Annotated in this window: 9 protein-coding genes; 2 read left to right on the top strand and 7 right to left on the bottom strand. The window is 37.9% G+C overall.

Features of this window, described 5'->3' with window-relative positions; translation table 11 throughout:
* Positions 1-137: 137 nt before the first annotated feature.
* From CXF85_RS10775 to CXF85_RS10760, 4 genes are all read right to left on the bottom strand, one after another.
* Positions 138-1,598: a hypothetical protein gene (locus CXF85_RS10775; RefSeq protein ID WP_101228537.1), complete on the bottom strand. Its 1,461-nt coding sequence runs from the start codon at positions 1,596-1,598 to the stop codon at positions 138-140.
* A gap of 517 nt (positions 1,599-2,115) precedes the next feature.
* Entirely contained in the window at positions 2,116-4,806 is a 2,691-nt protein-coding gene (locus tag CXF85_RS10770) for a TonB-dependent receptor plug domain-containing protein (protein ID WP_101228536.1), read from the bottom strand.
* Positions 4,807-4,934: 128 nt separating this feature from the next.
* Entirely contained in the window at positions 4,935-6,602 is a 1,668-nt protein-coding gene (locus tag CXF85_RS10765) for a hypothetical protein (RefSeq protein ID WP_101228595.1), read from the bottom strand.
* 338 nt (positions 6,603-6,940) lie between these two features.
* Positions 6,941-8,188 (bottom strand): ammonium transporter, encoded by a 1,248-nt coding sequence (locus CXF85_RS10760; RefSeq protein ID WP_232771159.1) that lies wholly within the window; start codon positions 8,186-8,188, stop codon positions 6,941-6,943.
* Positions 8,189-8,517: 329 nt separating this feature from the next.
* Between CXF85_RS10760 and hemF the strand changes: the two genes are divergently transcribed.
* Positions 8,518-9,456, top strand: coding sequence for an oxygen-dependent coproporphyrinogen oxidase (hemF, locus tag CXF85_RS10755; RefSeq protein WP_232771153.1), 939 nt, complete (start codon positions 8,518-8,520; stop codon positions 9,454-9,456).
* A 57-nt stretch (positions 9,457-9,513) separates the two neighbouring features.
* On the opposite strand, the gene arfA is transcribed toward hemF, so the two are convergent.
* A complete protein-coding gene (arfA, locus tag CXF85_RS10750) occupies positions 9,514-9,732 on the bottom strand; it encodes an alternative ribosome rescue factor ArfA (protein ID WP_101228534.1) in 219 nt (72 codons plus the stop codon).
* 206 nt (positions 9,733-9,938) lie between these two features.
* On the opposite strand from arfA, the gene CXF85_RS10745 reads away from it, so the two are divergent.
* Positions 9,939-10,676: a dienelactone hydrolase family protein gene (locus CXF85_RS10745; protein ID WP_101228533.1), complete on the top strand. Its 738-nt coding sequence runs from the start codon at positions 9,939-9,941 to the stop codon at positions 10,674-10,676.
* Positions 10,677-10,803: 127 nt separating this feature from the next.
* Here CXF85_RS10745 and CXF85_RS10740 read toward each other — a convergent pair whose 3' ends face one another.
* A complete protein-coding gene (locus CXF85_RS10740) occupies positions 10,804-13,092 on the bottom strand; it encodes a sensor domain-containing protein (RefSeq protein ID WP_101228532.1) in 2,289 nt (762 codons plus the stop codon).
* Between the two features lie 328 nt (positions 13,093-13,420).
* Positions 13,421-13,774: a 50S ribosomal protein L19 gene (gene rplS / locus CXF85_RS10735; protein WP_101228531.1), complete on the bottom strand. Its 354-nt coding sequence runs from the start codon at positions 13,772-13,774 to the stop codon at positions 13,421-13,423.
* Positions 13,775-13,793 lie beyond the last annotated feature (19 nt).

Genomic DNA, 13,793 nt, shown 5'->3' with positions numbered 1-13,793 from the left:
ATTGCGCTTTTTCTTCAGGACAATTTATTCTGTATCTATTGAAATACTTTTGTATTTCAATAGATAACCAACACGTTGCGGGTTAGGTACTAGTGAAAAAAGTGTAAAGTTTCATTGCGGTTAGCCCTTACATGCGATTAACGCTTTATCTCAGCAAGCTGTTGTTCTAACACTTTTATTTTTTCTTTGGCTTGCTCTGCGTTGTTAGTTAACCGTTCAAATGTTGATGCTTGATTATGCTTCATCAACTCTAGCTGTTCTTTGAGTTTTATTCTTTCTTCTTTGGCAGGACTATTAGTTTGTATTTCTAAATCAAGCTGTGATTCAAGTTCTTTAGTACGAGAAATTGCTTGAACGGATTTATCGGTTAAGCGTTCGATCGTTGCAACTGAATTAGTTTTGATGTGTTCAAGTCGAGTTGCTAATTTGTAGTTTTCACTACGTAAATCAGCGATCATTCGCTCTGCTTTTTCAAGCGCATTTAAATCACTTTCTACCGTTAAGCCAGTTTCGTGCTGAGATAATTGCTGCTCAAGCGTGATGATTTTTGCATTTTCTTCTTCAAGCGACGCCAGTAATTTAGTCTTAGATGCCTTATCTTTGGCGATATCATTACTAACATTAACTAAGCGTGTTTGTAAGTTGGCAGAGTTTGACTGTTCTTCTGCAAGTTGTTGTTCCAGAATTTTATTTTCCTGTTGTATTTTGCTCAGTTGTTCGTTGCTCTCATCACCTTGTTGCAAATTCTGAGAGAAGGCTTTTGTTATTTCGTTTTGATGGGTGGTATTTAATTCATTTATTTCTTGTTGGTGAGCATCGCGTAATGCGTTGAGGTTTTCTTGGTATTGTATTTTTTCTGCTGCAGTATATTGTTCTTGTTCGGCCTTTTCTTCAGATAATTGCTGTTCAAGTTGACTCATGGTTCTTTGCAGCACGCTTAATTGTTGCTGACTTACTAGATATTCCTCAACTTTCGCCTTTAGTAATGTATTAGTTTCGGTTAATTGCGTAACTTGATCACTTAAGTTAGCTAGTTGCGCCGCATTCTCATTGATAACACTTTCAATGGCTATTTGGTGTGCTTGTTGTTGAGCGATTAACGACTGCTGATGGTTTTGCTTTAACGTGATGATTTCATTGTTGTAGCCGCTAGTTAGCTGTTGGAATTGCTCCTGAAACTCTTGTGATTGTTGTTTAAGTTGTTGATGAGTTTCGTCTACAAACTTAGATTGACTCTCAAGGTTTGCCTGTAACTCTTGGCTTTTAGCGATAAGAAATTGTTCGATGTCTTGTTGTTGAGCGAGCAAGGTTTGCTGCTCTTCAGCTTGGCTGGCTTGCTGTTTAGCTATTTCTTCTTGCATTATTTGGGTAATGCTAGGCGGAATTGCGGGTTTGTTGTCTGAATTTTGTGAAGAAGTAGCTAACGATTGATTCAATTTAAGTTGACGCCACTGGTCAAAACAGGCAACGACATCAATAGAGTTGTTGGGAAACTTTTCTAGCACACTCTCTAAGGTTACAGAAGTACCTGTTTGGAGGGTTTGCTCACAGAATAATTCCACATCCTCATAAGTGAGTGATTTAAGTGCTTGTGCCATAGGGTTACCTCCAAAATACAAGCAAAAACCCAAATATTCGTTGTATCAAAAAATAACGATTACTGGTAATTATAACAGGTATTAGGGATAATTTTTAATCATCAAGAAAACTTTGCCAGCATCCGTGTTTTTTGGTTATTCTTGTTAAGAGTTAGCACAATTGAACGTCTGCTTTCAGATCATATACCTGACCTTATCTAGATTTCTGCTTTAGTCGGCTCTGTGGTAAAAGCTGAAACGGATTAACTGAGCTTTCAGTATGATACTTAATTACTATCCCACAGTAATTAAGGGAAAAATGTTGATAATTGAGTGGAAAATTTGTGCTTGTTTAAATTAGATTAATAAAGTGAAAAACGCAGTATTGCCCTGTCATGACCCGTAGTCATTAAAAAGAAACGCGCAACATAGTCGTTAAGTGGCTATATTGCGCTAAAAACTAATATACATTAAATACTGCTTAAAAAGCTCAAAACACAGCTAATTTTGCGCTCAACCGTATCTAAATAATTAACCATTAAAATTCATATTTATAACTCAATTCCATTATTGTACCGACTTCTTTAGAGCGGACTGTTATATCGGATTGAGTAACATCCTGATCTTCACCTAGTATATTTTTAACTTTTAATTTAATGGTTGAATCAAAACTTGGATAATAGGTATACACAACATCTAACGAATTAAATGGTTGTTCAAAGGCATCTTCACGCCCACCAACACCAGAAGCGAGTATACGCTCACCAAAAACATTATATAAAAGTGAACCCGTGTGATTACCGTTATCAGAATCATAACCTAACTGAAAATTCACGACATACTCTGAATGACCAGTCATCCTTTTAGTTGAATTTGTTAAATTCCCTGCATAAGCAGGATCAATAGAGACTTCTGAATCACTCAACGTAATATTACCAGAGGTAAATAATCCACTAGTAAGCCAAGTTAGACTATGTAGCCATTCCATTTCAATACCATACACTTCGGCTGTCTCACCATTAACAAATGTCATGGTGTAATCTTCATCGCCAACCGACAATACATTTTCAATAGGTGATTCAATATCTTTATAGAAAGCAGCAATACTATAATTATCACCATTATCGCCATAATATTCGAAACGGGCGTCATAGTTTTTCAATGGACTACTTTCTAGGCCGCTTCTACCGATAGTGCGAATATCGGTTAGCGGGTCATAGTAAGCCACTGGCACAACCTCACGTATATCTGGGCGAACTACCGTTTCACCATATCCAATACGCATTTGATAGTTACTATCTGCTATGTATGTCAGTGACAATGCAGGGAAAAAGTCATGAGATAAAATAGTGCCATCTTCTATTTTTTCTGGAGAGAAAAAGATATCTAACTCAGCTTTTGAAAAAATCAAACTTGATGTACCAACAGAAACTTGCTTAAACTCTTCATATCGTATGCCGCCACTGATGCGCCATTTATTATCATAAAACACATCAAATTCGCCATAATAGGCATCGATTTTCTGTGCGGCTAAATAATCATCGGCATCAGGAGCCGTTGGTTCATTAAAATCAACTAAGAATGAGTGAGTATCGACTAATTCATCAGTAAGATAACTCGTAAGACCTAAAACCCTATCTTCATTATTATTAACAGGTATAAAAACCCCTGAATCATTATTTACCGCAAAAGAAGAAGTATTATAAAGCCGAGCTTTATCGGTAAAGTCATAACCAGCCTTAAACTCCATTTGATAATTACCGACATAGACAGGTAGCACTAAATTACCACCATAAGACTTTACATTGTCCTCGAGATCGATAAAAGAATATACCGCGCGATTATCATCACCCGACACTTCTGATTTACTGTATGCACCGTCAATATAACTGTCATCAAATTTATACGTTACATCAATTGGGATTTCAGTTTTTGCCGTCGACTCAGTGTATTGCCAATCAAAACCTAAACCGCCATAATCTAAAAAAGTATGTTGGCCAATAGCTTGTGTTATACGTAATTCACGATCTTCATAACTAAACTCATGAACTCTATCTGCTTGACCATTACCAAAAATAGTATTCACTGTACTGCCATTAGGGCTTTGTGAAATACCTACTTCAGTTGTATCATCAGAATCAGCTAAATAAATTTCGGATAAAGACACGCTATGGGTATCAATTTCATAACCAAGACTTAATACTCCGCTTAGCCGTTCATTTTCTGTGGTAACTAAAGACTCTGTCGCGGTATTAAAACAAGAGTTGGCGATATCTGCTGTTGTTAATAATTGCTGGCTACAATCGTCAGAAAAATTTTCACTTAGTACCGCTTGAAATTTATTTGAGCTGTCCCATTCATTTTTATATGAACCGGCCAATAAAAAGCCTATTTGACCACCAAACCAGTTTTCAGCAAAGCTATTACCAATATGTGCTTTAATACCGTAATTCGGGTCTAACGACTCTTCAGTCATTTCCATATTACGCGGTAAAGATTTTAATAAGTCGCTATTAATAACTCTTGCTTGGTCAGCTTTATCATCACCGACTAAATGATCATTATTGATAATACTACGTAGGCTAAAATCCCCTTTATATTGAACAATAGCGTTATTTAGTAGCTCTGGAATTCCATCATCATTACGATTGTAGGTATTGCCAGAGCCTGAATTGGAATTGTATCCTGCACCTAATTCAATACCTGCAGTAAAATCTTTTGGTACTGTCTTAGTACGAATATCAACATTACCACCGCCAAATGCTGCTAGCATAGAAGGAGAGTACACTTTTTGCACTGATAAACTTTCTATAATACTTGCAGGAAAAATGTCTAACGGTACAACATTCCTCGTCAAATCTGGGCTTGGAATACTGGCTCCGTTTAAACGTGCACTTGAGTAACGTTCACCCAAACCACGCACATAAATAAACTTGCCATCAACCAAGGTTAACCCTGTAACACGACGTAATGCCGAAGCAGCATCACTATCGCCTGTTCTTGACATTTCATCTGCGCCTAATATATCAGCAACAAAAGCTTGATTTTTTCTTTCTTCAATGACTGCGGCAGCACTACCTTTTAAACGACTAGCGACTACAACAACTTCTTCCATTCCGTCTTGTTGAGCTTGTATATCTTGCTCTTGAGCATGAAGGTTATTGGTGTACGATAACAATCCCAAACTGACTGCAAGCGTCACTTTTTTGAGTTTATTTTGAGTTTTCATATGAAAATTTTATCCTCAAATAAAAAATAGGCACACCACGCATATAACCAGTAGGGACCTATTTTTATAAGCTATTCTTTATAAGAATTTACAAAAGCACTTTGTAAATTAGTGTAGAGAAACTGAGATTAATCTAGATCTGCGGCAGTAATTGCTGTTTCTACCCACTTATACCAATCTGAACCGGTGTCTTGGTCTGAAACAGCTCCAACATGACTTACTGTTTCAAAGAAACTGTCATTTAACGAAGATAAGTCATTTGCTGTTACTGTGATGTCTGTAGACGAAGTGTTTGTTGCAAAACCATTAGCAACAAGTACAGAAGCATTGCCACCTATACGTTCGTTGACGCCGCTATTATCAAACCAATCTGTTTTGGCTGTACCTTGCAATGCTACTGGCGCTTTACTACCAAAAACACTATCGCCCTTAAATTCATTAATACAAGCCATCGCTGAACTAGTGAAAGAAAGGGTGTCTGCATTTTTTTCGCCGTCACTCTTAAACTGCACACAATCAGTACCATTGGTTCCGTCAGTTTTTACCATCAATACGTTGTAGTACATACCTTTAATAGCATCATCAAATTTAAATGCTTGTGAAGGGTCACCGTCACGTAAAGACTTACCGTCAGTAGTAATAACGGTTACGTTGGCAATAATTGGGTTAGATGCTGGTGCTTGACTATATTCTGCACCGGAGTTTTTCTCTCCATCAGTTTCAAAACCGTTATTTCCCATAAATAATGGCGTGCCTGCAGGGAATATTTCTTCTGGTTTCTCTTCAACGCCACCATCAATAATTGCAGGGCTAATAACTTCTTTCTTACTTTTAACCGTGCCATGCTTAACTACGATGAATTGTGCTTTACCTTGCCAACCACCATCGATGTCAATGCCATCATCTTGAGTATCAGTTACAACAATATGCTTAAGTGTGGATGCACCACCAAAAAATTCAATGCCGTCATCAAAACCTTGATGAATGTGAATATAATCAAAAGAAGTGCCTGAGCCAACACCGTTTAAGGTAAGTGAGTTAAGGTCGTCGCCTGCACCGCCTGTTTTAGGTCCAGAGCCTGCATACCAAATTTTAGCGTACTGAATGGTGCCACTATTATCTGTATTGTCATTGCCGCCAAAGTGACTTAACACACCTTCTGTCGGTGCATTACAAGTACCTGCATCACGTGATACATCAGTACATTGATTAGTAATACCAAAACCGTTGATGATAATACCACCCCAATCAGCAAATTGAGGTCCATCACCAACGACATCTAAACGGTCATAAGCATTAGTAGAAGTAAAGTTAATAGGTTTATCAATGGTACCAACCGCATTAATTTTAGCACCTCGAGCAACACGAATAATCGCTTCACCAGAATCAAAGGCTAAATTAGCACCGGCAGCAATAGTTAATGTTGGTCCATTAGCCGCTACCGTACAGGAAGTTGTAGTATTACAGTCTTTACCAATTAATAATGCACCGCTAAAAACATGTACTCCATCACTTTCAAGCTCAGCAAAAGTTAAATCTTCAGTTACTTCAACATTTTTACTCGCAAAAGCAGCGCTATAAGAACAATCTTGGCCATCAAAAGCACCTTGTAAATCACCACGTGTAGCACATGGGTTGGTATCGCCAACAGGAGGTGTAGTGTTACCTGAATTGTTGGTACTATTGTCAATACTATTGTCATTTACTGTAGGTGTAACATTAATGTCTCCACCACAACCTGCCAACGCTAATGCACCTGCAACGATACTTACTTGAAATATTTGTTTTAATTTAATTTGCATTTTATCTCTGCTCCGCGGAGTTATAATTGTTAAAATATGTAAACCTGAGTAATTGCCCGACATGCTACAAGAGAAAAATGACAGAAATGCTTTAGAAGTGTGACTATTTGATGTCGTTAATATTTCAGAAAAATGACAGTGCGAATAAATAGCGGACATAAAAAAAGCGCCGAAGCGCTTTATTTAAAGGGGATAGTAGATGACTCAATGTCGTCATCCCGTGGTTTATTAATCGGGGTTCCGGTTTAATAAAAAAGTGATGGTTCTTCTATCGAAGACTTCGAAAGTCACGTTTACAGCAAGCCCCTGAATTAAGTAGATAGTCATATCACTTACAAATGATAACCTGATTCTTCATGTGCAGACTGATCTAAACCGTTGACCTCTTGTTCTTCATCAACACGTAAACCACCTGTCATCAAACCGACCAATTTAAGGATGATATAAGTCACTACCGCAGTATAAATCAGTGTAGAAAATATTCCGACAAGCTGAACACCAACTTGCTCTGCCATGGTAGCAATACCCTCTGCAAAACCAAAACCACTAAACACACCGAGGCTCGTTGCTGAGAAAACGCCCACTAATAACGTACCTAAAATACCACCAACACCATGAACAGGAAATACATCTAACGAATCATCAATTTTTAATTTTTGCTTAATATAAACTGTTGAGTAAAAACAAACAAAACCAGCGCTAATACCAATAACTAATGCGCCACCAGGACCGACAAAACCAGACGCTGGCGTAATGGTACCTAAACCAGCGACCATACCGGTAACTGCACCTAATACACTGGCTTTACCAAATTTTTTCCATTCAATGGCAGCCCAAGTTAATGTACCTGCGGCGGCTGAAATATGCGTAACGAGCATAGCCATAGACGCATCACCATTAGCCGCTAAAGCACTACCACCATTAAAACCAAACCAGCCAACCCAAAGCATACCCGCGCCGGTAACTGTCATGGTTAAGTTATGTGGCAACATAGGTGTTTTAGGAAAGCCGCGACGAGGACCAACAACAAGAGCAGCAACTAAGGCCGCGGTACCTGCGGTAATATGTACCACAATACCACCGGCAAAATCATAAACGCCCATTTGTGCTAACCAACCACCACCCCACACCCAATGCGTAACAGGGGCATAAACAGCCAATAACCAAATACCACTAAAAAGTAATACTGCTGAAAACTTCATGCGCTCAGCAAAACCACCAATAATAAGGGCTGGCGTAATAATGGCAAACGTCATTTGAAAGAGCATAAATAAGCTTTCAGGGATATCTCCTGATAAAGCATCTTTAGGGATACCGTGCATCATCACTTTACTGAAATCACCAATAAAGCCATTACCTTCAGTAAAAGCTAAGCTGTAGCCGACCAATAACCATAAAATTGAAGAGATAGAGCCAATAGCAAAACATTGCATTAAAATTGAAAGCACATTTTTTTTACGAACCAAACCACCGTAAAAAAGTGCCAAGCCTGGCAAGGTCATCAATAAAACTAATGCTGTGGACGTTAATATCCAACTAGTGTTCGCCCCGTTAAGTTGCGCTTCTTCCGCCCACACCATAGTGGGAAAAAAGAGGCTTAATAAGGTTAAACACAAGATTAAGGTTTTGCTCATAGTCGTTTCCATAATGAATTATTCAATAACTGAACTCTATAAAGCACAAAACAAGCCAGAAAATAACAGTATATTTTTCATTACGTTAAGAAGTATAAGTATTATCATAGTGCTTTTGTGCACCATAAAGACTCAAAGAACCGCACTGTTCGCCCCAAAAAAGTGCAATATTGCACAAAATAAGTGAGTCTTTTATTTTCAGCTTCACTTGCCACCCTAAGACCCTTTACCTACAATGACTTCCTCACAGTTAATGGCTAACCGACGGTAAGAAGATGGACTCACAATTAAGTTCGACAGCGAACATAGAAATCACACCAATCATCGCATTTTTCAAAAGCCTACAAGATAAGATTTGTCAGGCATTAGAAGAAGCTGACGGTACAGGAACATTTATTGAAGATAACTGGAAACGTAAAGAAGGTGGTGGCGGTAGAACGCGCGTCATGACCAATGGCTCAGTTGTAGAGCAAGGTGGAGTGAACTTCTCTGTGGTATCAGGGGATAAATTACCGCCATCAGCTACTGCTCATCGCCCAGAACTTGCTGGCAGAACTTGGCAAGCTTGTGGTGTTTCACTTGTTATCCACCCAAAAAATCCACATATCCCGACCGCACACGCTAATGTGCGTTTTTTCATTGCTGAAAAAGAAGGTGAAACACCAGTTTGGTGGTTTGGTGGTGGCTTTGATTTAACGCCTTTTTATCCTAATGATGAAGATGTTCAACACTGGCATCAAACAGCTTTCAATTTATGTCAGCCTTTTGGTGACAATGTTTATAACGATCATAAAAAATGGTGTGATGAATACTTTTATTTAAAACATCGCGATGAAACCCGTGGTGTCGGAGGCTTATTTTTTGATGATTTAAACCAGTGGGATTTCGACACTTGTTTTGATTATGTTAAAGCGGTCGGCCAAGGGTTTATCGATGCTTACGTACCTATTATGCATAATCGTAAAGATGAAGTTTATGGTGATCCAGAACGTCAATTTCAGCTTTATCGTCGCGGTCGCTATGTAGAATTTAATTTAGTCTTCGATAGAGGAACTTTATTTGGTTTACAGTCTGGCGGTAGAACAGAATCAATTTTAATGTCTATGCCACCTCTAGCTCGCTGGGAATATAACTTCCAAGCCGATGAAGGTAGTAGCGAGGCTAAGTTAGCGGATTATTTAAGTCCAAAGGATTGGCTAAACGTATTGAAGTAACATTCGACTAGCGATTTAAGAGGAGAGTCTTATTTAATAAGGGCTTTAAGTGATTACTTAAGCCGCTATTAAATAAGACTCTCGTCCTACGTTCTTAGCTTTACGCTGGTATGAACCTTTACCTTTCTTTGCTTTGACTACCTGCATTTTATAAACTTTCGAGGTGACTAACGCCGCTAAAAAATTACCGGTAATTTTACCTCTACCCAATTCTGTTTCACTTTTATTTACTTTAACTGTACTAGCTTTCGCTAATGTTTTCTTCTGCTTACTCATGATTTATCCTTTAAAAGTATCTTATTTATTACGCTAAAGTTACCACCTTAAGATCATTACAATAACGTAGTGCACTTTTATTATACGCTTAAAATATTAAATAGTAAGTCGATACTATTTTTCTTGTGAATCTACGCGTAAACTAATTCCACTAATAAAAATTGCCCTTTTATTCACCTATCAAGTACAAGGACACGTTAATAATAATGATCATTCAACAGCACAGCCATGATATTGAAACCCCTACAGGTACTATGCGTACTTATGTTTATCGTCCGCAAGCACAAGGCAAGTTTCCCACAATTATTTTTTACTCTGAAATATTCCAGCAAACGGCTCCTATAGCAAGAACAGCGGCATTAATGGCAGGACATGGTTTTGTTGTACTGGTACCCGAAGTTTTCCATGAACTAAACCCGATAGGAACCGTTTTAGGCTACGATGATGCGGGTAAAGATAAAGGTAATCAAGATAAGTGGGCTAAGCCTTTAGAGCATCACGATAGCGATACACAAGCTTTAGTGAATTTTGTGCAACAGCAAGATTATTGCACGGGTAACATAGGTTCTATGGGGGTTTGCATTGGTGGTCACCTAGCTTATCGCGCGGCTTTAAATAACAACGTTCTAGCCGCCGCTTGCTTATACGCCACTGATATTCATTCAGGTGACTTACCAAGCGATGAGGGCAATGATTCACTAACACGTACGAAAGATATTAAGGCCGAATTGCTGATGATTTGGGGTAAGCAAGATCCACATATTCCTGATGCAGGTCGTATGATGATTCATCAGAATTTGCTGGCTTCAGGTAATGTATTTTCATGGCATGAGTTTAATGCCTCACATGCGTTTATGCGTGATGAAGGTGAGCGTTATGATCCTCAGCTTGCCCTAAGAGTGTACGGTATGTCTGTTGAACTTTTTAATAGAACATTAGCTTAATCCACGGTTTACTGCTGTAGCTTTGCTTATACTCGTAATCATTCAAAATGCTCGATTCAGAGTGCTTTTTGAATGGTCACGGGTATATACAGCAAAGCTACAGCTCAAATAGTTACCTCAAAGATAGTTAAGTTGATGGCAAGTAACTTAAAGGCTCAACTTGAATATCACCGCCCTTCTCCACTAATAAAGTAATTAACTGCTCAGGTAACACAGGCTTACTAAACCAATAACCTTGAATTTCATCACAATCTAAACTCCGTAAAAACTCAACATGACTTTCTTCTTCTACTCCTTCAGCAATTAACGATAAGTTTAAACTTTTTCCTAAAGAGATAATGGTTTTTATGATGGCTTTATCTTCATCATTTTGATGGCAATCCCGAATAAATGACTGATCAATCTTCAACTTATCAATAGGAAAACGTTTCAAATAAGAAAGTGACGAGTAGCCGGTACCAAAATCATCAATAGATAAATGTAAACCTGCTGATTTAAGATGCTGTAACACGGCGAGGGTGTTTTCTTCGTTGTTGATAAAGACTCCTTCAGTTATTTCTAACTCAAGATTTCGCGGTGGTAACTTCACCTCGTCCAAAACACTTTGTACCGTATGGCAAAACTGCGGGTGACTGAATTGACGAGGCGATACATTCACCGCAACAATAATGTCGATATAACCTAAGTCAACTAACTGCTTAGCAAATCGACATGCTTGCTCTAATATCCATTGGCCTATTGGAATGATCAACCCTGACTGCTCAGCTAGTGGAATAAAATCTACCGGTGAAATGATATTATCCTCGTGTCTCCAGCGTACTAACGTTTCGATACCGGTTACACGATTGGTGTTAAGATCTAATTGTGGTTGAAAGACTAAGAATAATTCTTGCTTAGCAACAGCGTGGCGAAGTTTATTAATTAACTCGATACTCTGCTGTCTCTTTTCTGAAAAAATGGGCTCATACAAACAAAAATTATTATGTTGATCTTCACTGGCAACCGCTAAAGCATTGTGAGCACACTTGATTAAAAAATTACGGTCTTTTCCATGTGTGGGATAACAACCATAGCCAAAATCTAATTCGACAAAAAATTCGCCACAATGAGTTATCAATGATTGGTCTGCAACATCACTGACGGCTTTAGTCAATTTTTGTAAAGCGAGTGTGTTATTACTTTTAGTACACAACAAACCAAACTGACTGTCATTGATTTGATAAAAATAGACACCTACAGGCAATGCTTGAGAAATGTTACTCGCTAATGCTTTAACAAGCGCTTCGGTCGCCTCTAAGCCCAATGTACTAACTTTTTCATCAAAAGCACGAATTGAAAAAATACCTATCGAGAATTTTTTACCGGTAGTTATAGCGGTATCAATATCCTTATTAAATTTATATTGATTGGGCAAGTTTGTCTCTTGATTATAAAACGCTAGATGTTTCACTTTTTCTTCGGCTAACTTGCGCTCGGTAACATCCTTAATATGAATATCATAAGCATCAATTTCTTCATGCCAATAAACGCTAATTTGTAATATATGATCATTAAGCATTTGCTCAACGATAACGCTATGATCTTGTTGCGAGGTCAACTGTTGCCTTAAAGACAGAAAGTTACTGGGTAACAAGTTATTGAAGTCATGAGCTTGGTGCCCTACACAAAGTAATAATTTTTCACTGGCTGGGTTAGCGAAAACAACTTCACCTAAATTATTAACACTTAATATTGGGTTAGGGTTTCGATGTGAAAATAAAGCTAAACGGGTATTTTTTTCTTGTGTGAGCATATACTGACGGATATACCAGGAAATGACACCCGCAATAAGCACAATAGAAATACCATAAATAATGACTAACCAATGCGATATAGCCATTTGCTCTAACGTTGCTTTGTGGCCTTCATCAACTGTCTGTTTTGTTTGTAGTTCAATAGACTTAATCGTTGGCAATAATTGTCTTCTCACCGTTGATACTTTTGTCAATATAGCCCGCATTTCATCCCAATTATCTTCCTCTACTTGCATTTCTTGATAAAAAAGATCAAACAAATTGGCTATATCTTGCTGACCCTTAACTATGATATCTGTTTCATCGTTAAAACGATCTTGCGACAAAATAACAGCTAAGTGCATGTTAAAAGTATTTTTAACTTGAGTTGAGGACACAGTAAAAGTGTCGTTATCTTGTGAGCGATAGTATTCATATATGATTCTCTCTTGCTCGCTCAAATCAGCTATTAATTCATTAATACTGGTTAATATAGGGATACGGTTACTGACTAAGTCAATGGCATTCGTTTTGACATTCACCGTAGATTGATAGACAACAACGGATAGAGCCAAGCCCATAAAAATGGCAAAGCCCGCTAATAGTGATGCACGTACTAAATAAGGCCTGCTAATCGATGACATGCTGAATCCTTGTTTCTTGAGAAACTTCTATGATTATTATACTAGTTAATGAGATGACACGGTTTTTGATAAAAAAATTACAACAATTATAAATTATTTTCTAAGTATTACTCTGTCAGTAAAGGCGTCGTGGTGATGAAATGCAAGATTTCTATTGTATTGTTATTCTACCTGAAAATAGAATTTTTAAGATGTAGAGTAACGGAAACTATAAGAGGTAATAAGTTGCGGGATTATAGATAAGGAATAAAAACAAAAAGGCCTGAATAATGAATTATTCAGGCCTTTTTTCAAACTTTCTTTACAGAAAATGGGTTTAGAAATATTTCTATTTCTTAGCCAATTTTTCTTTGATACGTGCTTTACGGCCAGATAGCTCGCGCAAGTAGTAAAGTTTAGCTTGACGAACATCGCCACGACGTTTAACTTCAATTGAGTCAACAATTGGGCTATGTGTCTGGAATACACGTTCAACACCAACACCGTTCGAGATTTTACGAACAGTGAAAGCAGAATGTAAACCACGGTTTTTAACAGCGATAACTACGCCTTCAAACGCTTGAAGACGTGACTTATCAGCTTCAGTAACTTTAACTTGAACTACAACAGTATCACCTGGGGCGAATGCTGGTAGATCTTTTTTCATTTGCTCTTGTTCGAGCATTTCAAGAATTTTACTCATAGTACCTTCTTCCTAGTGT

This window comes from Colwellia sp. 75C3, assembly GCF_002836255.1.
Taxonomy (GTDB): domain Bacteria; phylum Pseudomonadota; class Gammaproteobacteria; order Enterobacterales; family Alteromonadaceae; genus Colwellia.
Note: the sequence above shows the minus strand (reverse complement) of the source record. Positions and strands in the feature narration are given on the sequence as shown.